At 46.8% G+C, this 21,556-nt stretch carries 16 protein-coding genes, 2 tRNA genes and 1 pseudogene; 12 read left to right on the plus strand and 7 right to left on the minus strand.

Translation table 11 applies throughout. The features are described from left to right. Positions 1 to 2: 2 nt before the first annotated feature. Positions 3 to 647, minus strand: a complete 645-nt coding sequence (locus OZ401_RS14245; RefSeq protein WP_341471132.1) for an L-threonylcarbamoyladenylate synthase — start codon at positions 645 to 647, stop codon at positions 3 to 5. Between the two features lie 314 nt (positions 648 to 961). Between OZ401_RS14245 and sucC the strand changes: the two genes are divergently transcribed. Both sucC and sucD read left to right on the plus strand, forming a co-directional pair. Further along, positions 962 to 2,113 (plus strand): ADP-forming succinate--CoA ligase subunit beta, encoded by a 1,152-nt coding sequence (gene sucC / locus OZ401_RS14250; RefSeq protein ID WP_341471133.1) that lies wholly within the window; start codon positions 962 to 964, stop codon positions 2,111 to 2,113. Beyond that, on the plus strand, positions 2,110 to 2,964 hold the full coding sequence (gene sucD, locus OZ401_RS14255) for a succinate--CoA ligase subunit alpha (protein ID WP_341471134.1): 855 nt from the start codon (positions 2,110 to 2,112) through the stop codon (positions 2,962 to 2,964). The genes sucC and sucD overlap by 4 nt, the downstream gene beginning before the upstream one ends. A 61-nt stretch (positions 2,965 to 3,025) precedes the next feature. On the opposite strand, the gene OZ401_RS14260 is transcribed toward sucD, so the two are convergent. The 5 genes from OZ401_RS14260 to OZ401_RS14280 form a co-directional block, all read right to left on the minus strand. Next, on the minus strand, positions 3,026 to 3,640 hold the full coding sequence (locus OZ401_RS14260; RefSeq protein WP_341471135.1) for an HAD family hydrolase: 615 nt from the start codon (positions 3,638 to 3,640) through the stop codon (positions 3,026 to 3,028). A 22-nt stretch (positions 3,641 to 3,662) separates the two neighbouring features. After that, positions 3,663 to 4,241 (minus strand): hypoxanthine phosphoribosyltransferase, encoded by a 579-nt coding sequence (hpt, locus tag OZ401_RS14265; RefSeq protein ID WP_341471136.1) that lies wholly within the window; start codon positions 4,239 to 4,241, stop codon positions 3,663 to 3,665. 22 nt (positions 4,242 to 4,263) lie between these two features. Further along, on the minus strand, positions 4,264 to 5,859 hold the full coding sequence (gene tilS / locus OZ401_RS14270; protein WP_341471137.1) for a tRNA lysidine(34) synthetase TilS: 1,596 nt from the start codon (positions 5,857 to 5,859) through the stop codon (positions 4,264 to 4,266). A 39-nt stretch (positions 5,860 to 5,898) separates the two neighbouring features. After that, positions 5,899 to 5,970, minus strand: a tRNA-Met gene (locus OZ401_RS14275). 51 nt (positions 5,971 to 6,021) lie between these two features. Beyond that, positions 6,022 to 6,399 carry a response regulator gene (locus OZ401_RS14280; protein ID WP_341471138.1) on the minus strand — a complete coding sequence of 126 codons (378 nt, stop codon included), beginning with the start codon at positions 6,397 to 6,399 and terminating at the stop codon, positions 6,022 to 6,024. 212 nt (positions 6,400 to 6,611) lie between these two features. Between OZ401_RS14280 and OZ401_RS14285 the strand changes: the two genes are divergently transcribed. The 9 genes and pseudogenes from OZ401_RS14285 (at position 6,612) to OZ401_RS14325 (ending at position 19,014) form a co-directional block, all read left to right on the plus strand. Next, positions 6,612 to 10,781 carry an adenylate/guanylate cyclase domain-containing protein gene (locus OZ401_RS14285; RefSeq protein WP_341471139.1) on the plus strand — a complete coding sequence of 1,390 codons (4,170 nt, stop codon included), beginning with the start codon at positions 6,612 to 6,614 and terminating at the stop codon, positions 10,779 to 10,781. Between the two features lie 91 nt (positions 10,782 to 10,872). Next, a complete protein-coding gene (locus OZ401_RS14290; protein WP_341471140.1) occupies positions 10,873 to 11,637 on the plus strand; it encodes an SIMPL domain-containing protein in 765 nt (254 codons plus the stop codon). A gap of 200 nt (positions 11,638 to 11,837) precedes the next feature. Then, entirely contained in the window at positions 11,838 to 12,725 is an 888-nt protein-coding gene (locus OZ401_RS14295; protein ID WP_341471141.1) for a cytochrome c biogenesis CcdA family protein, read from the plus strand. A gap of 23 nt (positions 12,726 to 12,748) precedes the next feature. Beyond that, entirely contained in the window at positions 12,749 to 13,030 is a 282-nt protein-coding gene (locus tag OZ401_RS14300; protein ID WP_341471142.1) for a thioredoxin domain-containing protein, read from the plus strand. Between the two features lie 12 nt (positions 13,031 to 13,042). Continuing rightward, positions 13,043 to 13,327 (plus strand): annotated as a pseudogene (locus tag OZ401_RS14305) (TlpA family protein disulfide reductase); the annotation flags it as partial. Between the two features lie 123 nt (positions 13,328 to 13,450). Then, positions 13,451 to 14,161, plus strand: coding sequence for a tetratricopeptide repeat protein (locus tag OZ401_RS14310; RefSeq protein WP_341471143.1), 711 nt, complete (start codon positions 13,451 to 13,453; stop codon positions 14,159 to 14,161). A gap of 19 nt (positions 14,162 to 14,180) precedes the next feature. Next, positions 14,181 to 15,407 carry a CaiB/BaiF CoA transferase family protein gene (locus tag OZ401_RS14315; protein ID WP_341471144.1) on the plus strand — a complete coding sequence of 409 codons (1,227 nt, stop codon included), beginning with the start codon at positions 14,181 to 14,183 and terminating at the stop codon, positions 15,405 to 15,407. A gap of 91 nt (positions 15,408 to 15,498) precedes the next feature. After that, positions 15,499 to 16,413, plus strand: a complete 915-nt coding sequence (locus OZ401_RS14320) for a hypothetical protein (RefSeq protein ID WP_341471145.1) — start codon at positions 15,499 to 15,501, stop codon at positions 16,411 to 16,413. 351 nt (positions 16,414 to 16,764) lie between these two features. Then, positions 16,765 to 19,014 carry a glycosyltransferase family 87 protein gene (locus OZ401_RS14325; protein WP_341471146.1) on the plus strand — a complete coding sequence of 750 codons (2,250 nt, stop codon included), beginning with the start codon at positions 16,765 to 16,767 and terminating at the stop codon, positions 19,012 to 19,014. Position 19,015: 1 nt separating this feature from the next. Here the strand turns inward: OZ401_RS14325 and OZ401_RS14330 are convergent, their stop codons facing one another. Further along, positions 19,016 to 21,289, minus strand: a complete 2,274-nt coding sequence (locus tag OZ401_RS14330; protein ID WP_341471147.1) for a hypothetical protein — start codon at positions 21,287 to 21,289, stop codon at positions 19,016 to 19,018. Positions 21,290 to 21,471: 182 nt separating this feature from the next. On the opposite strand from OZ401_RS14330, the gene OZ401_RS14335 reads away from it, so the two are divergent. After that, positions 21,472 to 21,545, plus strand: a tRNA-Pro gene (locus OZ401_RS14335). Positions 21,546 to 21,556: the final 11 nt, after the last annotated feature.

Consider the following 21,556-nt stretch of genomic DNA (forward strand, 5'->3'; position numbering starts at 1 on the left):
TTCTATTTCAGAGCCTCTCGAATGACGCGAGCGGGGATAGCGGTTTCTCGCAATACCCTCAACACTCCCCCGGTGGTATCCACTACTGTTGAATCAATGCCCCCCGGACACATACCACCATCCAGCACTACCTCGATACGCCCTTTAAGGTTAATTAGCACTCCCGGCACATCCAAAGGGCTATCCTTGCCGCTTTGGTTGGCGCTGGTAGTCGCTAGAGGCGAGCCAACCTCGCGAATAAGCGCCAATGTTAGTACATGCGCAGGCATCCGCACCGCTATGGTATCACCACCGGCGCAAATAACATCAGGCAAGTCCGGGTGGCGTGGTAGAATGAGGGTAAGCGCACCGGGCCAGAATCTCTCAATCAAACGATTCGCTAGATCGTTTACCTCTCTGGCAACCAATAGCAACTGTTCGGCATCTTTTACCAGAATCGGAATTGGCTTTTGCATACGCCGCCCCTTTACATTGTACAGGCGTGTAACAGCCTCGGCATTGGAAGCGATAGCGCCAACCCCATACACAGTATCGGTCGGAAAAGCGGCTAAATTACCCCGGCGAATCTCATCAGCTACAATAGAGATTGCACGAGCATCATCGGCATTGATAATACGAGTTTTCAGATTTGCTGGGAAAGAATTCATGCTTAATAATAAAATGAATGTTTGGGATACATTTATGTTACATTTGGTAAGCTAGAATTATAACTATACATCCTAAAGTTAATAAGTCTAGGCTCATTATAGCATACCCATGCCTAGACAAAATCCTAATGTAAATTACATAACCTAATCTATATATAATTTAGCAACATTGTATAGTCTAACGTCAACCCAATAAGTTGCGAAGGAATGGTGGCTAAGGTACAATTTAGCCAGAGTTTGTGAAAAAATAATTTTCTCGGTAGGGGCGCAACTTGTTGCGTTAACCTCAATAATTAATTTAAAAAGGAGAGGCCATGAAGATACATGAGTATCAGGCCAAAGAAATTCTGCGCCAATACGCTATACCGGTGCAGAAAGGCGAAGTTGCCACTACTCCTGCTGAAGCCAAAGCAATTGCCGAGAAATTCGGTAAAGCAGTGGTCGTTAAAGCACAGGTACATGCCGGTGGGCGTGGCAAGGCAGGCGGCGTGAAGTTTAGCCCCACCGTCGATGCGGCTGAACAAAATGCTACCAAAATTCTGGGAATGGATATCAAAGGCAGTATCGTCAAGAAGGTATTGGTTACGGATGCCGCCGATATCGCTAAGGAATACTATCTGGGTATGATTATAGACCGCGCTTCCAAAGGAATTACCATTATGGCTAGCGCCGAAGGTGGTATGGAAATTGAAGACGTTGCCAAAGAAAGCCCTGAAAAAATCATCAAAGTATTAGCCGATCCCTTCATGGGGTTGCTCGATTATCAGGCACGCGACATCGCCATCGGGTTGGGGTTGCCTGCCGATAAACAACGCGGCTTTATGACTATTGCTAAAGAACTTTACAAAGCCTTCATAGCAAATGATTGCGAGATTCTCGAAATTAACCCGCTGGTTATTACCGAGCAGGGCGAGTGGTTGGCTTTAGATGCCAAGTTGGTATTCGATGATAATGCGGAGTTCCGCCACAAAAAACTATTTGAATCACTGCGCGATCTTGGTGAAGAAGAACCAGCTGAAATTGAAGCACGTAGTGCTGGTTTGAGTTATGTAAAGCTAGATGGCAACATCGGTTGTGTGGTCAACGGTGCTGGGTTGGCGATGGCAACTATGGACTCGCTTAAGTTATACGGGGGCGAACCTGCCAACTTCCTCGATATTGGTGGTGGCGCGAAAGCCGAAAAAGTAACCGCTGCAATTCATATAATCCTGAGCGACCCCAATGTTAAGGCAATTTTGTTCAATATCTTTGGTGGTATCACTCGTGGCGATGATGTAGCAAGGGGTATTATTGCCGGATTGAACGCAATCAAAACCAGTATCCCGATTGTCATTCGCCTTGTCGGTACTAACAGTATAGAAGGGCGCAAGATTTTAGAGGAAGCGAACCTGCGCAGCGCCGAGACTCTATCAGAAGCAGCGCAAAAAGTAGTGAGCATTGCCAAGGAAAGAGAGGCGGGCAAATGAGCATACTGGTAGGTAAAAACACCCGGCTTCTGGTGCAGGGTATCACCGGAAAAGAGGGCGGATACCACACCACCCAGATGCTACAATATGGCACTCCGGTTGTGGCAGGCACTACTCCCGGCAAGGGTGGTACTAAATTTGAAACCGTGCCGGTTTTTGACACCGTGCAGCAAGCAGTTGACCAGACTCGCGCCAATACTTCGATCATTTATGTGCCTGCTCCATTCGCGCCAGACGCAATTTTGGAAGCGGCTGATGCCGGCATTGAACTGATTATCTGCATCACCGAAGGTATTGCAGTACAGGATATGATCAAGGTTTTCCACCATGTAAAACGCAAGGGTGCGCGCCTAATCGGTCCTAACTGCCCCGGTGTTATCACCCCCGGCGAAGCTAAAGTAGGTATCATGCCCGGTTACATTCATACTCCCGGCAATATCGGGGTGGTGAGCAAAAGCGGGACACTTACCTATGAAGTAGTAAATGCGCTCACTTTAAAAGGTTTCGGGCAGAGTACTGCGGTGGGCATCGGTGGCGATCCGATTATCGGTACTAGCTTTATTGATGTACTGGAACTATTCGAGAAAGACCCCAACACCGAAAAAATAGTGATGCTCGGTGAAATCGGTGGTAATGCAGAGATACTAGCAGCCGAATACGTGGCACATCATGTCACCAAACCGGTGTTAGGCTTTATCGCAGGACAAACCGCTCCGGCAGGCAAACGTATGGGGCATGCAGGTGCAATTATCAGCGGTGGTGAGGGAACTGCGGCTGAGAAAATTGCCGCTTTCAAGAAGTATGGTATTAAGGTTGCAGATAGCCCGGCGCAAATCGCCGACCTGATTTAAGATTGAGTAATAGCCGCTAGGGGAAAACGCCGGGAAGAAGTATAACCCGGTAGCCTAGCGGTTATTTTTTGTCCGAAATAAGCGCCTTTAGCTGCACAATTACCTGAGCTGTATTCTGATAATGAATCACGCTAAAACCTAGGTTCTTGGCATTTTCTAAATTCTTACTTTGATCGTCCACGAAAACGCATTCCTCCGGCGCAACTCCCAAACTATCGGCGACTAAGCGGTAAACCGCGGGGTCTGGTTTGGCAAGACCAACTATACTGGAATTTATCGCTTCATCAAACCACTCATAAAATCCTAAAGCTTTCCAGTTTTCCGTAAAAGAAGGAATAGCGTTGCTCAGTATGGCAAGTTTGTAGCTACCTTTCAAAGATTTTAGATACTCGACAAACTCGGTTTGAATCGGCACCGAATGATAAAAGCCTAGCCTTACCCACTCGATTTTATCCTTGCCAATTTGCAAGATTTTTTCGACCCCTGACCAATACTCTGCCTCTGAAATCAACCCAACTTTTGCCCGATTCCATAATGTATTATTCTCACCAAAAATACCCGCTTTAAATTGTACGGGGTCAATTCCCAACTTATCGGCATATTTAGCAAGGTTGGTACGACCAGAAGGGGCTTCAACCAGCACGCCACCGTAATCAACCACTATAGCTTTAATCATAAATTCCTGTTATGAACTAATTTTACTTCTTTTCTTCTTCAAGAGCGTCCGCAATAACATCAGGCTTGAGAATCCCGATATAAGGTAGGTTGCGATAGCGTTCGCCAAAATCAAGCCCATACCCAACTACAAACTCATCTGGAATATCAAAGCCGATATAATCAATTTCCACATCGCTAATACGGCGGGATGGCTTATTGAGCAAAGCACAGATACGCAAAGAGTTAGGGTTACGCGCCCACAGATTATCGGAAAGGTAATTGAGCGTCAACCCGCTATCCACAATATCTTCTACAATAAGCACATTGCGCCCTTCAATGGGCTTATCAAGGTCCTTCATTATACGCACAACCCCGCTTGACCGGGTGCTGGAGCCATAGCTGGATATTGCCATAAAATCCATTTCCAGAGGAAGATTGATTTGCAAAGATAAATCAACCATAAACATTACCGCACCCTTAAGCGCCCCAACTAACAAAAGGTCTTGCCCACTATAATCGTTGGTAATCTTTAGCGCCAGTTCCGTTATTTTCGCCTGTAAAGTTTCCTCATCAATCAAAATCCGAGCTATGTTATCCTCAATATTGTTCTGCTGCTGCATGCAATAGCCCTTCCCCCTGGATTCATGTAAAACTAATTGAAAGCCTTAAAATTCGGCTGGTTTCATCTGTCACCTTGAATTCATCCCCGATAGCAAACCCTACCACCCATACAATTTTATCACTATCTCCGGCAGATTGCGGTAGCCGCACTACCAAAGGGTAGCGCTCTCGCAACTGGCGTGGAATTGCTGCATCCACCATGTAATCTTGCAATTTCTTGCGACCGGGCGCACCTAAAGGCTTAAACCGTTCTCCCGCTTTTCTTCCTCTGATCGTGAGCTTTGTGCCTGTTTTATCAGCATCCAATAGTGCAACCCAACGGTCTGTCATCCAATTAGTTTCTTCATCCACTTCAAACACATCACATTCAAGCAATGCCCCCTTGAAGTTAATGCTGGCGGGAGCCTCTATTTCAATTAATTGAGCTTCATCCAGCAGCAATCCAAAATCGGGAATAAGCTGCCCGCGAAAACCCAACACCAGTTTCTCACTATAAACCTGCGCTTGCACATTCCCCGGTAATATAATTTTCCAGCCCGCCTTATCGAGGTTGGTTAAAATACTTTCAATGTGCTTATGTTCTAAGTTCTCTAAACGCTCCTTGAGCCGGAAATAAACCAGTCGAAGCGCCCGCCGCTGTAAAGCCAACGGAAAGCGTGAAAACCCGGCAAGGTCGATTACAATGTGGCGGTCATCCCAATCTCTGGATATCCTAGGGTCTATGAAAATACTACCGCTTTGGTTGCCCTCAACTATGTTCGCCCAATCCTCATACGAAGTAAGCCCCATAGAAGCCCGATTAATCCAGCCTTCTTGCTCAACTGCAACGCTGGAAATTGCCGCCCCGGTTAGCTCATCCAACCACTCTTCCTCGTCCGCTGCCAGCGTTGCGAAACGAGCAAGATTGGCAGCAGCCCCATGCTGATATTTATCTTCCAGCAATGGCAAAAGCTCATGCCGAATACGGTTACGGGTATAGCGCATATCATGGTTAGTAGAATCATGGTGTGGTGTCAGCTTGTGAACAGCGCAATAATCTTCAATTTCATTACGCCATATCTCTAACAGAGGGCGACCTACCCATAAATTAGCGGCTTCGCTATAGGGCAAGCGCGAAAGCGGCAATATGCCCGCTAACCCCTGCAAGCCTGAACCGCGTAATAAACGCATCAACACCGTTTCAGCCTGATCATTGGCAGTATGCGCTACTAATAGTAAAGGAAAGTCAAAATTGGTCATTATTTCGCCGAAAAACTCATAGCGGGCGCGGCGGGCAGCTTCTTCCAAACTCACGCTCAGCAACTTTGCCAGAGCGGGGACATCTTGATCTTTCAAGTGGCATTGCACCGATAGCAAGTTGCACAGTTCTATGACGTAATCGTAATCGTCTTTGGCTTCTTCGCCACGAATGCCATGATTTAAGTGCGCTGCGTGAATTTCAAGATTCAAGGCTTCTTTCATGCCAACTAGCGCATGTAAAAGAGCTACCGAGTCTGGTCCACCCGAAACGCCAACCAACACACGGATAGGACTAAGTATCCGCTCGGCATATTTATCAAAAAATTGATCTAAAGTGGTATTTAAGCTCATAATAGTGGTCAAATAAAAATCACACATCGCAACTTGGCGTATGTGTGAGAATAGTAAAAAGATAAGTTGCGGGGGCAGGATTCGAACCTACGACCTTTGGGTTATGAGCCCAACGAGCTGCCACTGCTCCACCCCGCGTCGTTATTACAAATGCATCATACTCCTTTTAAGAGGTTGAGTCAAACATGCTCAAGCAGTAGGCTTTTTCCCTAACAATAACCGCATTTTATCCAACAAGCGTGGTAATTCTATGGGCTTGGTATCGTAATCATCACAACCCGCTTCAAGAGCTTTCTCGCGATCGCCGGACATAGCATGGGCGGTAAGGGCAATAACCGGGATTTTTCTGGTTGCCGGGTTCGACTTCAAGCGGCGGGTAGCCTCCCAACCGTCCAAGACAGGTAGGCTCATATCCATCAGAATGAGGTCAGGCTGTTCAACACCGGCTACCGTTAGACCTTGCCCGCCATCAACCGCATGTATTACTTCATAGCCTTTACGTTCAAGACGGCGGGAAAGCATATCCCGGTTCATTTCATTGTCTTCTACAAGAAGAATTTTCACCATTTAGAGCACTCCTCTATTACTTCCTAAAGCATATTATATCGGATTCAGAACTCAAATTCACCTGACATTAATACTATAAATCTTGTGATATTATCACTTGAAAATTGTTAAATTTTAATGTTATCTTTGTTGGTGTACAATAAGAGTAGCTATTTCGTTAATTGTTAAGTAGGCTTTAAGTTGTACTTCAATTCGGGTAACACGGAGTTAAAATGACAACGCTACCGGAAGCGCTCGCCAGTTATGTTCCATTTCTGGTAGTGCAAAGAGGACTTGATCCCTTTGCCATTTATGATCAACCCCAAGTTGATCATTTCCCCGCCGCTACTCTGTTCGCCGATATTTCAGGTTTTACTACCCTCGCCGAGCAATTGGCGCAGCGCGGACCGGTTGGCGCTGAAATTCTCAGTGCCTTGCTTAACAATTACTTCGGACAACTAATCGAATGTGTGCTTTTAAACGGCGGGGATGTAGTAAAATTTGCCGGAGACGGGGTGTTAGCGGTATGGAATGTGCGCAACACCAAAGATAACCTTGAAACTGCCATCTTACGTGCTACCCAATGTGCTATCGAGATTCAAGGCAGGCTGAACGATTACGCCCCCTCTGAAGTAGCCCGTCTGTTCATGCGAATCGGTATTGGGGCAGGAGAGCTATTCACCATCCATTTGGGTGGGGTTAATTTTCAGGACAAAAATGGCAACCAACTACCGCCACGCTGGGAAGTACAACTCACTGGCACTCCTTTGACTCAAATGAACAAGGCTACCGGAGTTGCTCGACCCGGTGAAGTGCTTCTATCACCCGAAGCATGGGAACTGGTAAGACAAAAATGCCGTGGAAAGCTTCGAGAAGGTGGGAATGTTAACCTTTCAGCGGTGCTAGAACCACCTGAACCCGCGATTCTTTTCTTACCGGAAACCTCGCCTGAAGCTGAACTTAGAATTCGTTCTTATATACCGGAAACGGTGTTGGCACGCCTCAATACCGGACAAAGCGATTGGCTGGAAGAGTTAAGGCGCATTACAGTGCTATTCATTAATCTTCCCACCTTTAATTTTTCTGAAAAAGGAACGTTAGAAAAAGCGCAATCCCTATTACAAGAATTGCAAAAAATCATCTACCATTATGAAGGGAGCATCAATAAGCTAAGCGTAGATGATAAAGGCGCTACATTGGTTGCCGGGTTTGGTATGCCACCGTTGGCGCATGAAGATGATCCGGTACGAGGCTTGAAAGCCGCTCTGACAATTCAAGCGAAGATGCAGGAATTGGGATACCGCAAGCCTATTGGAGTATCCACCGGGCGCGTCTTTTGCGGACTGGTAGGCAACGAAATGCGGCGCGAATACACCATAATAGGGGATGTGGTAAACCTTGCGGCGCGACTTATGCAAGCAAGCGAAGACGAAATCCTGTGTGACACCGCTACTTTTCACGCAAGCCAATCAAATTTTAATTTTGAATCTCTTTCGCCTATCACCTTGAAGGGTAAACGTGGACTGGTTGCAGTATTTCGTCCTACCGAAACGGTAAAACGCGACTCCCGTCAGTTTAATACGCTGATAGGGCGCAAAAAAGAATTGCTACCGCTTGAAGAAAAGCTGGTAGTTTTGAAAACAGAGAAACAAGGAGGGGTTATCCTAATCGAGGGCGAGGCTGGCATCGGAAAATCGCGCCTCGTACAGGAATTGATACGCAAGGCTGGTGAAATGCGTGTCACGGTTTTCTCAGGGGCAGGTGACTCGATTGAGAAATCCACGCCTTATTATGCTTGGCGCAGTATTTTCAGCCAACTTTTCGACCTTGAGGTTTTGGCTGAACCTGAAGACCGCCGCCGCCATATTCTCGACCTGCTAGAGCTTGAGCCTGACCTCCTGAAACTTGCGCCATTACTAAATACCGTTCTGATGCTTGATTTGCCTGAAAATGAGATAACCACCCAAATTACAGGGCAAGCACGCGCCGACAATACTCTTTATATGCTGCTAAAAGCTTTACAAGTTTCAACGGCGCGTTCCCCTAAAGTAGCAGTATTGGAAGACGCGCATTGGCTAGATTCGCTTTCGTGGGACTTGGCAGTACAAGCCAGCCGTGAAGTACCGCACCTTTTGCTATTAATTGCTTTACGTCCGCTTGAAGAAACAAATGCCTCTGATTTGCGGCAATTAGCCCAAGCTAAAGAAGCTATAGCATTACAACTGGATACCTTGTCACCAAAAGACGTAGTTGAATTGGCATGTGAACGGTTGGGGGTAGAAGAATTACCCGAACCGGTGGCAAATTTAATACGCAACAAAGCGCAGGGTAATCCTTTCTTTGTAGAGGAACTGGCTTACGCTTTAAGAGATGCAGGGGTAATCCAAATCATTGAAAACGAGTGCCGGATTGCGCCTTCCGCCGGAGACTTGAGCAATCTTAACTTGCCTGATACGGTTGAAGGAGTTATCACTAGCCGCATAGATTTACTTAGCCCAGAACAGCAATTAACTCTTAAAACTGCCAGTGTAATCGGGCGCATTTTCGCCTACCGTATCCTGCGTGATATCTACCCGGTAGAACAAGATAGGGCGCAGTTACCCGACCACCTTTCAATAATGGCGCAACTAGATTTAACACCGCTGGAATCGCCAGACCCCGATCTTACCTATATATTCAAGCATGTAATTACACAGGAAGTTACTTATAATCTCATGCTTTTCTCGCAAAGGCGGCAATTGCATCGTGCAATCGGAGAGTGGTATGAGCAAACCTATACGGATGACCTAACGCCGCTTTACTCGTTGCTGGCACACCATTGGAGTAAAGCCGAAGTCGGGCTGAAAGCACTCGAATATCTGGCTAAAGCTGGAGAAGAAGCGCTTCGAGGCGGTTCATACCAAGAGTCGGTGCGTTTTTTCAGTGAAGCGTTGGTAATTTCGGGTGAGCGATTTGGGGTTAACGCTGAGAATAACCTGAATCCGCAAGGCTCGTTACATGCACAATGGGAACGTCAACTTGGAGAGGCGCATTATGGGCTGGGTAATCTTGAGGAAAGCCGAGTGCATCTTGAAAAAGCACTGGCTATTCTGGGCGTACCCTTTCCTGAAACGCGCCGGAAATTGGCGTTAAGCCTAATAAAACAGGCGGGCTTACAAACTTTGCACCGCGTTAGGGGAAAATCCGGGCTGGTAAGACGCTTATTGCCGCCAAAATCAGAACTCGACTCCGAAACCTTATTGCAAGCGGCGCAGGCTTATGAAGGATTAGGGCTGGTTCATTATTTTGATAACGCTACATTGCCTACGGTTTATGCATCCTTTCAGGCAATAAATCTGGCGGAATATACTAAGCAAACTCCAGAACGCGCCCGACTTTACGCAAATATGTGTGTGGCGCTTAGTTTGATGGGACTAGGACAGTTTGCCGAAGCTTACGACCAGAAAGCCGGGAAAATGGTACTAAATATTGAACAATCTCCGGTTAAAGCATGGGTTTTTCAAGCCACCGGAACCTATCGTCTGGGCAAAGGAGATTGGAAAAGAGCCTGTGAATCCCTTGAAAATGCGGTACATATTAACGAGGAGTTTGGCAACCGCCGCAGTTGGGAGGAAAGTGTAGCCTTGTTGGGATATGTGGCACAATATCGAGGCGAGTATGCTGAAGCCTCAGAATACTATAACGAGCTTTATAACAGGGCACGCAGCAACGGACATGCACAGGCACAGGCATGGGCGCTATTAGGACAAGCAGCTTGTACTTTACGCACCGGAAAAAGCAGTGAGGTAACCGGATACTTGGAAAGGGCTTCAAGCTTGTTGACTGAAGCGCTTGATAAAGTGGATGAAATCCGTTTTTATGGGTTGCTGGCTTCGGCTCGTTTGCGTTTGCAGGAATGGCAATATGCTGCTCGGCAAGCAGCGGCTACTGCCGCCCGGTTAATAGCACAATCTCACCCTTCGACCGTATATTCTTATGAAGGTTATAGCGGTGTGGCAGAAGTGTATCTGGGACTTTGGGAGAGTGAATCAAGCACCAGCGCAGCTAAAGGGTTTCGATTTTCACTTGGCGAAATACGTGACTCGACTTTAAAAGCCTGTAAAGCTATGGATAAATACGCGCGCATTTTTCCGATTGGTTTACCACGCGCTACACTGTATCGTGGCTTGTACTACTGGCTTTCAGAAAACACAGTGAAAGCACATAAACTATGGAACAATAGCCTTAGCCATGCTATGCGATTGGATATGCCCTACGAGCAAGGGCTAGCACATTTTGAAATCGGCAGACACAGTCATGGCGAAGAACGTAAAACCCATTTGAATTGTGCTATTGAAATATTCGACCACCTTAACACCCCCTTTGACCTCGAACGAGCCAGAACCATTTTGTACGGGAAATAATTGTTTCAGAATCCTGTGATTTTTCAATTTCCAGCTACGTTATAAATAGTGTAGGGCAGGAACTGCAAAAATAGATGAAAGGATGATTTTTATGAATCTGAAACGGGCAAGTTTATTTATCGGTGTGGTATTGGTTGCAGCAATAGCAGGCGTGTTGGGGGGATTGATTTTTACCAGCAAGCCTTCAAATAATGCTGTAGCACAAAGTGTCTCCGCCAATGGCTCACAGAATGGCGTAGCGGTCAGCGGCGAAGGTTGGGTATTGGTGAAGCCGGATTTGCTACGCTTCAATGTGGGTGTCACTCTAAAAGCGGCAACCGTAACGGACGCACAGAAACAAACCGCCGACAAGATGGATGTTATTACCGCTGCTCTAAAGGCACAAAACATTAAAGATGAGGACATTCAGACTTCGGGGTACAGCGTCAACCCTAACTATATCTATAATCAAGGGCAATCTCCAATCTTAGACGGCTACAATGTCAACTCAACCATCGCAGTTACAGTGCGCGATTTGAACAAAGCAGGCGCAATTCTGGATGAAGTGGGCAAAGCAGGCGCAAACCAGATTTATGGTATAGCCTTCGGGCGCGACAAAGAAATTGACCTGATTAAACAGGCTCGCGTTAGCGCAATGGCAGATGCCCGCACCAAAGCCGAGCAATTATCGCAAGCGGGCGGCTTTACGCTAGGTGGCGTGATTAATGTAACCGAAATTGGGGCAAGTCGTTCCAATGATTACGCCAAAGACCAAATGGTTGCCATGCCCTCCGGTGGCGGCGATACTTCTACAACCATTCAGGGTGGACAATTCAAAGTAGTGGTAAATGTGCAGGTAACTTACGCTATCAAGTAAGCTGATATGCTAACGATGCCTTTGTCCTGTAGCAGGATGGAGGCATTTTTATTTACCGCCCCACGCTTTGCAATGTTCCTGAAATACAACGTATAGCAATCTTTAAGGATTTTGTATGAAAGTTGTATTATACTAATCCTCAGCAAGAATTTTTGCCCAATGTATCCCAATAGCTTATGCAGATTCAGAGGAAATTGTTTATGGTTTTACAGCCACTCTGGGAGCAACTGGCAGCAAATCAAGGTTTGGGAGCAAGCCTCGTAGCGCAAACCACTAGTGCACCGGATTACATAGCCACTTTTTTTGAAGGGCTACTCTCATTCCTTGCGCCATGTGTTTTACCGCTCGTACCGGGCTATCTTTCATACATAAGCGGGGTATCGGTAGCAAAAGCTGCCCGCACCGTCAAAAACCCGGCAATGGCGATTTCTACGAATGCAAACAATGGCGGAGCAGTGGCGTTGCAAACAAATCCACATGAAGCTGAAGAGGAAGTAGCTCAAATCAGTGGAGCGGATACCCGGCGTGTTCTCTTTTCCTCTCTGCTGTTTGTAGCCGGATTTACCACTATTTTTATTCTGTTTTTCGGCTTCTTCAACTTCATTACGGATACTTTCGGCGACATTCGGACTCCGGTGCGGTTAGCGGCAGGTTTGCTGGTAATATTCTTCGGTTTGCATTTTCTGGGCATCTTCCGAATCGGCTTCTTGGATATGGAGCGCCGCTTCAACCTGAATCGCATCAAGCGAGCCAGCTATATCGGCGCATACTTTTTGGGAGGCGCGTTTGCTTTCGGCTGGACACCTTGCGTGGGACCTTTTCTCACCGCCGCTATTTTCACGGCTGAACAAAGTAATGGCTGGGAAGGCGCAACCTTGATGCTAATTTATTCGGCAGGGTTAGGCATTCCTTTTATTTTGGCGGGTTTGTTTTTTAATCGCATGCTGGGCTTTATCGCTCGTTTGCGCCACCATTACCAGATTATTGAAATTGCGAGCGGGATTCTATTACTGCTGGTCGGATTTCTATTGATTACCAACAACTTGAGCGCAATTACTCAAGAACTTTCCAAATTCAGATTTTTCTAACACAGGAGGGTTTGCAAGATTAGATGTATTTCAGACACAAGAGCAGGGGGTGGGCGGCAACGCTTGTAAGCCTGTTAGTTGCGCTAGCGTTGGTTGCCTGTGGTGATACTGCCGCCACTATCGCGCCTGCTGCCACTTCACAAGTAACAGCAAGCGCCAATTCAACAAAAGAAATGCCACCGGTAAAAGTTGCGATAGGCTTCACTGCCCCTGACTTTACCGCGCAAACAATTAGCGGCGAAACAGTACAATTAAGCCTGTTACGAGGCAAAGGGGTTATTGTCAATTTTTGGTCGGTTTATTGACCGAGTTGCCGTCAGGAGTTTCCTGACTTCGTGCAGACTTATAATGATAACAAAGCCAATCTGACAATAGTGGGCGTAGATTGGGGAGAAACCGAGCAAGAAGTGGAGAGCTTCAAAAGCGAGTTCAAAATCCCGTTTCCGCTGACGATTGATAAAACGGGCGACCTTGTAACTTTATTTCGCGCCCCATATCATCCCTATAGCGTTTTCATCAACAAGGAAGGGGTTATAACCGGAATTGTGCCGGGATTGGTAACGCCTGAAATGATGAAAAGCCAACTTTCCAAAATTCTTTAAGCGTGGGTTCTGCCTCCCGTCTCCAATTATAGAGACGGGCTTTTTTATTGGGCTACCTTCCGCGCTTTGTGATAATATAAAGTCGGAAAATTAACCGGATTTTTTCAAACCTGAAAGGTTGGTATGGCACAATCGGACTCGGATTATAAATCGCTGATAGAGCAGGCTGAACGGGCGCTGATTAATGAGGAGTGGCAATACGCGCTAACATTGTTCGAACAGTTGCTACCGCTTGCACCTGACACCGCAGAACGCGCAGAAGTATTGAACGGGCGCGGGGTGGCATTGCTAAAACTGGAACGCTACGAAGAAGCAATCGCCGTGCTGGAAGAAGCGCAGAAACTAGAACCGGGAAAGGCTGAAGTTTATTTCAACCGCGCCTTAATCTGCGAGAGTATCGGCGATTTTGAGGGAGCGTTGGCTTTTTACAACCAGACGATTGAGCTTAAACCGGACGATGCTGAAGCCTATTTTCGGCGCGGTGGCATATATTTTCAGAGCCATCAGTTTGAAGAAACCGTTGCCGATAACACGCGCGCTATCGAATTACACAGCGGCGAAGCGGTTACGGGTCCCTATATTGCGCGAGGGCTGGCTTATCATCAGTTAGAACAATACCCTGATGCCTTGAAGGATTATTCGCAGGCGCTTGAAATTGACCCGCGCGGAGCGGCTGATGCCTATTTCTACCGCGCGCTGATTCATATTGACATGGAAGAAGCTTTACCCGCGCGCGCCGACTTGCAGGCTTACCTGCTGATGACCGATGACTCGGATGGGTTGCTGGCTACGCAGGCGCGCGAAATAATTGAAGTGCTGGATAACGAGGCTTAAATCGCAGGAGATTTTTAGAATGGATACTTTTCCTTACGCCGAAAAATTGCTCAAAGAAAAACCAAATTTGCCGTTGGCGGGTATTAAAGTTATTGATATGACTCGGCTTTTGCCCGGTCCCTACGCCACTATGTTGCTGGGCGACCTCGGCGCAGATGTGCTGAAAATTGAAGACCCGCAACTGGGGGATTATTTGCGCTGGCGCGGTCCTTATATCAACGGCGAAGGAGCAAGTTTTCTGGTGCTGAATCGCAACAAGCGCAGCATGACCCTGAATTTAAAGCACGCAGAGGCACGCGATATTTTTCTGAAGGTGGTCGCCGATGCAGATATTTTGATGGAGAGCTTCCGTCCGGGCGTGTTGGACAAACTAGGAGTGGGTTATGCACAATTGAAAGAAATCAACCCGCGCTTGATTTATTGCGCCATCAGCGGATACGGTCAGGATGGGCCTTACGCCCAACGTGCCGGACACGACTTGAATTATATCGGTTACGCAGGGGCTTTGGGGCAAACCGGACGCGCCGGGGAAGCGCCAGCCTTGCCGGGGGTGCAGATTGCCGATTTGGGGGGAGGCGGCATGCTCTCGCTGGTTGGGATTCTGGCAGCAGTGGAAGGGCGACACCGCACCGGCGAAGGGCGTTTCGTGGATATTTCCATGACCGAGGGTGTGGCAAGTTGGCTAACCTATATGGCGGGTGATTATTTTGCTAGCGGTGAGACTCAGAAACGCGGAAGCGGTAGGTTAAACGGGGGGTTGCCAGAATATGGCGTGTACGAAACCTCAGACGGTAAATGGCTCACGGTGGGCGCACTTGAGGAGAAATTCTTCGAGCGCATGTGCAATTTGATAGAATTGCCTCAATATAAAAATGATGTGCAAAGCGAAGGCGCACGCGCGGATGAGATAAGAGCCGCCTTCACTACCCGCTTCAAACAGAAAACGCGAGAAGAATGGCTGTCGCTGCTGGCAGGAGAAGAAACCTGTGTGGGACCTGTTTACGAGATTGACGAGGCGCTCAACGACCCGCAAATGCAGGCGCGGGGCTTCGTAACAGAGATAGAGCATCCCAAAGCCGGGCTTATCAAGCAATTGGGCTGCCCAATGAAAATGGACGAGTTGCCCGCTAACGATGTATTGCGCGTACCGCCGCCTAGTTTTGGCGAGCATACCGCCGAATTACTCCGTGGGTTGGGCTTTTCTGCTGCTGAAATCGAGCGGTTGAAGAAAGAAAAAGCCATTTAGATTGCAAACTCAGATTTTCAAAAATCCCCAAAAGCAAGTAATTGCAATGGGGATTTTTAGCAGTTCAGGCAAGTAGGCTGGAAAGGGAGGGATGACCAGAAAAAGTGTTAATGAGCGCAACCAACAAGTTGTAACCCTGCTTTTTCATGGTCGAATAGAGTTTTTTATGAATGTTGGGGAAGAAGATGCCAAAATGATTAAAAAACTTATTACTTATATTAGTCTGGTGTTAATGATACAGTTATTTCTCTTGTCCTGTTCAGATGCAACTACTACACCTCTAACGGCTGCTCAAGTTACTAGCCCCGTCAATAATCCTATTGCTAATTCTCCGACCGCTACCTTGACCACTCTGGATTTGCAGAAAAGGATATTGCAGGGCATTCCTTGTAAATTACCTTGCTGGGAAGGTATTACCCCCGGGATAACCGGATTTGATGAGGCGGTTAAAATTTTACAAAGTATTCCCCAGGTATCCAATATAAAGTTTGAAACTTATTCCAACGATATATCTTCCCTAAATGAACCTCCAAAATATGAGGAAATAAAAGTAGTAACTTGGGATGGGAAAGATAATACCGGGGTTGGCGAGTTACTAGCTTATCCAACTGGTAATAAGTTAGTAAGATACATTACGCCAAACACTAACGGGGATTTCCTTTTAAAAGATGTAATAAAAGCATATGGGGAACCTCAATATATAATTGCATCTACGCAAATGGAGCACCTTAGTGGAAATGGACAAAGTTACGGTATAAAACTAATTTACCCTGAAAAAGGCTTTATGTTAATAACTGGAGGACTAAACCCACTAATACTGGAGGATAAACTTGTTTTTGGAATGATAATTTATGATGGTAAAAGTTTAGATAATTTAAGATTGATGATAACAATAAGGGATGAATGGTTACAGCCCTGGCAGGGTTTTAAAGATTATGACTATTCCTGTTTTCACGTAGGATTTTTAATTAACGACTGTGGCAAGTTACCTGCAAAAGCTCCCTAGCAGTATGTTTTAATGCTTTGCTCTCAAGCTAAAATATAGGGTTATGACGCGCCGACCGCATTACCGGGTAGGAACACTGCTTTGACAAAATGAGTCGGCAAGCCTTGTTTTAACTTCCCCTTTAGCTCAAATTGTCTTTTTAGATTCATTTGGCTCTTACCGCTAATCCAGAAAAGCGATAATGAATAAGGCTCTGCAATAAGCCAATTCTCCGTAGCGACTCTTGTTTTTTGTTAATAGTAGAAAATGAATAGCCGAATGTGGTATTCTCTAGCGGAAATATAGTTGCGTGTACCGGATAGAAACTATTGCGAAGTAATCCAAACAAGGGGTGCGGAGGCGGTTTGGCGGATGCTCTTTAAGCAACACAAGGCATTAATTATTCCTCTGCTTTTAAGTGTAATAATATTCATAATTGCGTGGATGGCGAATATTGCCACCAACACATTCTTTATAGACATAGGCGCATCAAACCGCATTGATAAAATGTATATGCCGCCCGACAATAACGGGTTTTATATCCCCGAAACGCGCCAAGATGCAAAACCCAATGAAGATAATTCCTTCCGCTGGACTAGCAAAGAAGCAATACTGGATTTGCCGGAGATATTGCTGCTTACTCCTTGGAAAGCCACCATCAAAGTAAGCGCACCACGCCCGGCGGAACAGCCTACCACCACCTTAATTATCAGCCTTGCCGATAACCGCAGCGTGTACGAGTTGGGGCAATTTCCCTTGCCCGCTTCCGCCGATGGCAAGGACATCACTTTCGCAATCCCGGCACGTTATTCGCTTCCCAATTCATCAGTAGATCTCTTGATAGAATCCAGCACAAGTTTCCAACCGGGCAACGGCGACAAACGCACGCTAGGTCTGGTTCTTTACAACCTCAAATTCGAGCCGGATTATACCGCTTACGGAATAAAGGACTGGGGGGCTACCCTACTACTGCCTTTACTGGTCAGCCTGATTGCGCTGGCGATTGAGAGATGGATACGGCTTTTTGGGGCAGGTTTACGCTTGAGCAGCGGGATTCAGATTGTTGCCGCCATTATCATGATTTCCAGCCTGATAAGCTGGCAAGAGTTGGTGGAAACCGCTTACTTGCCGTGGGCAATAACGCTGTGGGTAACATGGCTGGCTTTCCGATTGGCGCAACTCTTTACCGAACGTGCGCCCAGTGTACCCGCACCTTTTATATATGCAGCGTGTTTCATGGGAGTGCTGCCAGTAGTCCAAGTCGTTTTTAATCGCCTCGATTTGAATAAATGGGGCGATACGGCAGTAGTTGCAGCACAAACCGGGGCATTACTGCTTGCCCTCGCCGCCTATCTCTTTGCCCGCAAATATTTTGAACCGTTACTGGTATGGCTTTTTGTGATAGCGGCAGTGATTTCATTCGCTTGCCTCAACTGGATTGCGGTCTTTGACAGCTTTTATCACGGCTTCGACTTCCGGGTATATTATAACCCGCAAGTTTTGATGGAACAGAACGGCACACCGTTATTCGATCTCAATGATATTATAGCTTCGCCGGGATCATCGGTACGCACCCCCCCCACCTTCGCTTTACTAAACTGGCTTTTGCTACGTTTTTACAGTGCAGATGTGCAGGGTGCTTTATACGTATGGCGTATTGTCAACGAATTATTGCTAATCCCAATTATTTTCATCCTTTACAAGCTAACCGGAACGCTTAAATATCGCCTGCCGTTGGTACTGTTTTTGGTGCTGAACTTCCGCCAACTGGCATTTAACATGGATTTGGCACAGCCCAACATTGTAATGCTACTGTTTTTGGCATTGACCGCGATACTCATAAAAAATAAACGCGATACCCTTTCCGGCGCAATACTGGCTTTTCCCATCTGGCTAAAGTTATTGCCGGGTATAACCGCTTTCTATTATCTGGTAGAGCGACGCTGGCGCGGCTTACTCGGACTGATAGCCGGATCGGTGGTGGTAAACGGTCTGGTGATAGCGGCGGTGGGTTGGGATAACGTCTGGTATTACTACTCAAAAGCTATGTGGGGGGTAAATCAGCCTGAAATCGGGCTGGTGGGGCAATCTTTCTGGGGCTTTCTAGGGCGAATGGGCGTTGACGAGGTGCAGAAGAGCTTCACCCAAGACTTCCCCACTGCATTGATGCCAATTGGTTATGCCTTCAGCCTTTGTGCGCTAGGGCTTACTCTTTTCGCTCTCTGGCGCAACTCTTCCCACGATTGGCAAGCAAGTTTGCTCAAATTCAATGCGCTTTTAGTGACAAGCATGGTGATTTCGCCCTTTATATGGAAACACTATACGGTAATGCTTTTAGGTGCAATCGTGGTGATGGCGTTATATCTCAGTCGTATTCGCTCCGGTTGGTCGCTGATTGTCTTTAGCATGGCTTACGGGATAATGGCTTTCGATCAGGATTTTCTGTTCTTCCCCGATAGAGCCTACGGATTAGGGCGAATTGCCAGTAGTACGTTCTTTTTCGCGCTCTTCGCGCTATGGGCGCTCCATATCAGCATAATTCTAAAATACCGCCCTGACACAAAAACAGACACAGCCCAACCCGCCTACGAAGCAAACAAAATGGTGGGTATTTCCAAGTGAGCTAATTCTGATTTGCCGTTTTAAGCGTTAAATTGGTAACAGCCATTGAGAGCTTGCGCTTATCATTGCCTAGTCCAAGATCGGCAGGGCTTTGTGAATCTTCAAGCGGTGAGCGAAACTCAAGTTGGTGTCGCCCGGCGCTCAGAGTGAGTGGGATACTCAGCTTCTTCTTCTCGTTTATCTGCCAGCTTCCAATATCAACGTTGTCAACCCTGATAGTGAGAGTGCGGGGACGGTTAAAACTCCAGATTTCAAATTCAAGATTCGCAGATTGGGTTCTATCGCTGAGGTTCCAGACATAGGAACCGCCTCTTTTATCAAACCAACGCACCTTGCCGGAAGGCTGCAAGTCGGGGGCGTTCTCAGCTTCATGCCAACCACCCTTGAGATCAAAAACAAACAGGGGTTTGCTCATATCCTGCACTTGAGTAGGGCGATAAACCGCCATCTTGTCGTCCTGATACAAGGGGGTCGGAACAGCAAACAGTTTTACAAAATTCTCCATCCATGGAGTGGTAAGGGTAGGGTCATCCAGCAGGAAAGAAAGCCAATGCACCCCCGCAAATGCCAACGCTCGTGAGCCGATTTCCTGCTCAGAGGGCGGGTTTAAGATGATGTCGTTGCTAGAACCCGTAGGCATTTTCCCAAGCGGCGGCAAATCCACTATCGGGTATTCTATATTTCGAGAAAGATAGCCGCCGATTATCGGATGCTGGTGAATAGTCTGGTTGTAAAGCGATTGGGCGCGAGTGCGCGTGTAGGGCAATTCCAGCACTGCCCCTTTTTCGGTAGAACTCCCGATTTGCTGGTAATAGGGCTGTGACAAAGCAGCATTTATCGGGTAAGGCGCGGGTAAATGTTCGCCTAGCAACAATACAGCGATTAGCCCCGCCAGCCCTACTTGCCATTTAATATTCTTGATTTTGGGTAAAAGCGTGGCTATAGCATAGCCTGCTAATATCGAAAAACTCAAAACCGTGATAAGCACAAAGCGCACCGGAACTCTGGCGAAATTTATACCGGGTATATTTTGCAGAATCGAGAAGGGCAGCGAAATATCTTCGTGCAGCGTGCCGCCCGTCTGCAACAATGGACCAAGCGCCAAAATCGCAAAGAGCAATGCCAGGAAAACCCAAAAAAGGCTGCGCTTGAACTGGTAACGGATACCGATTAGCGAAAGCAACACCGGAAGTAGCCCGATAAAAATCGCTTTATTATGCTCAAGGTCGGTTGCGCCGGAGTTGATCCCTTTTGACCAATCACCCCAGATAAAATGGCGGGGGCTTGGCAAAACAAAAGAAAAAAGGTCAGCCGAGTAGGAAACAGAAAAAGCGTAATAAGGCGTATCTACAATTTTTGAATTGATAATATCGAAGGTTTTAAAAATGAGCGGAGCAGCTAAAGCCAACCATACCAACCCAATTGAAGCAGCAATAACAAAGGGCACAAACGAACGCCGCCCTATAGCAATATAAAAAGTATAGAATAGCGTAAATAATCCGGCGAAAATGACATACTGCCAATCGGTCAACATTATCAACACCAACGATGCCAAACCAAGCAAAGTATAGAGCGTGCGCTGCCTCCCTTTGGTGTTGTTCGCCGCGATAAGGCTATAAAAATAGGCGGGAAGCCAGCCGGAAGCGTAAAGGTTCGCCTGCCCCAAATAATATTGGGTTAGTTGGTACGAACTGAAAGCGTAAATGATGCCACCCACAAAACCCGCCAAACGGTTTCCGCTCACATAGCTAACCAGCAGATAAGTCCAGTAACCCGCAAGACTGAACGCCACCAATGCAATAAAGTTGTAGGCTGCCACCGCCCCAAATAAAATCATTATCGGCAAGCCGATCAGCCCATTGGAAATATTCAGCGTGTCGAGATATAGCGGCACTCCATACGGGGCGTACAGCATATCGGTAGTAAAGGGCAGTCTGAACTCACCTAGCGATTTACCCAACCACCAGTAATTCCAGATATTCTGCCACGCATCTGAGTTATCGCCCTGTACCTGAGAGTTAAAATTCAGGATTAGAGGGAAAGTGATTACTATAGTAATCGCCAGATATATACCAAAAGGCAGCAAGTGGCGGAGCGCAAGCAGTTTAAAACGTTCGGTACGTTGCATAGGAACAGGTGATTCAGAACCAGCCCAGAGCGCATGCCGGGTCGAGACAAGCAGTTCTGAAAATGATTTTTTTCGAGCAATAGTAGCAACAGGTGTATTTTTATCAGAATTTTCAATTCGGGAAAAAACGAGGCGAGAAAGGCTCATCAATAGTTACTGACCTTAACAGGATTATTTTTAGAAGTTTATTTATTATTGCAAAGCTAACTTCAAAATACTGAGCAACATTATAGCATATGCAAAAGGAGATTTATGGAGAGAAGAAATAACTCGGTCGTTTTATTTGCAATGAGTGGGGTTAAGTGCTATACTTCGTGCGTTAAAAACGTCGGGGCGTAGCGCAGCCCGGTAGCGCGCATCGTTCGGGACGATGAGGCCGGAGGTTCAAATCCTCTCGCCCCGACTTAAATTAAC

Origin of the sequence: Candidatus Chlorohelix allophototropha (genome assembly GCF_030389965.1) — a bacterium.
Classification (GTDB): domain Bacteria; phylum Chloroflexota; class Chloroflexia; order Chloroheliales; family Chloroheliaceae; genus Chlorohelix; species Chlorohelix allophototropha.

Bases quoted from the DNA above. Each gene is read 5' to 3' on its own strand.
- sucD (WP_341471134.1), top strand. From the start codon at position 2,110: ATGAGCATACTGGTAGGTAAAAACACCCGGCTTCTGGTGCAGGGTATC.
- OZ401_RS14315 (WP_341471144.1), top strand. From the start codon at position 14,181: ATGGATACTTTTCCTTACGCCGAAAAATTGCTCAAAGAAAAACCAAAT.
- OZ401_RS14260 (WP_341471135.1), bottom strand. From the start codon at position 3,640: ATGATTAAAGCTATAGTGGTTGATTACGGTGGCGTGCTGGTTGAAGCC.
- tilS (WP_341471137.1), bottom strand. From the start codon at position 5,859: ATGTGTGATTTTTATTTGACCACTATTATGAGCTTAAATACCACTTTA.
- OZ401_RS14295 (WP_341471141.1), top strand. From the start codon at position 11,838: ATGGTTTTACAGCCACTCTGGGAGCAACTGGCAGCAAATCAAGGTTTG.
- OZ401_RS14310 (WP_341471143.1), top strand. From the start codon at position 13,451: ATGGCACAATCGGACTCGGATTATAAATCGCTGATAGAGCAGGCTGAA.
- OZ401_RS14245 (WP_341471132.1), bottom strand. From the start codon at position 647: ATGAATTCTTTCCCAGCAAATCTGAAAACTCGTATTATCAATGCCGAT.
- sucC (WP_341471133.1), top strand. From the start codon at position 962: ATGAAGATACATGAGTATCAGGCCAAAGAAATTCTGCGCCAATACGCT.
- OZ401_RS14290 (WP_341471140.1), top strand. From the start codon at position 10,873: ATGAATCTGAAACGGGCAAGTTTATTTATCGGTGTGGTATTGGTTGCA.
- OZ401_RS14300 (WP_341471142.1), top strand. From the start codon at position 12,749: ATGTATTTCAGACACAAGAGCAGGGGGTGGGCGGCAACGCTTGTAAGC.
- OZ401_RS14285 (WP_341471139.1), top strand. From the start codon at position 6,612: ATGACAACGCTACCGGAAGCGCTCGCCAGTTATGTTCCATTTCTGGTA.
- OZ401_RS14330 (WP_341471147.1), bottom strand. From the start codon at position 21,289: ATGAGCCTTTCTCGCCTCGTTTTTTCCCGAATTGAAAATTCTGATAAA.
- OZ401_RS14280 (WP_341471138.1), bottom strand. From the start codon at position 6,399: ATGGTGAAAATTCTTCTTGTAGAAGACAATGAAATGAACCGGGATATG.
- OZ401_RS14320 (WP_341471145.1), top strand. From the start codon at position 15,499: ATGACCAGAAAAAGTGTTAATGAGCGCAACCAACAAGTTGTAACCCTG.
- OZ401_RS14325 (WP_341471146.1), top strand. From the start codon at position 16,765: ATGCTCTTTAAGCAACACAAGGCATTAATTATTCCTCTGCTTTTAAGT.
- hpt (WP_341471136.1), bottom strand. From the start codon at position 4,241: ATGCAGCAGCAGAACAATATTGAGGATAACATAGCTCGGATTTTGATT.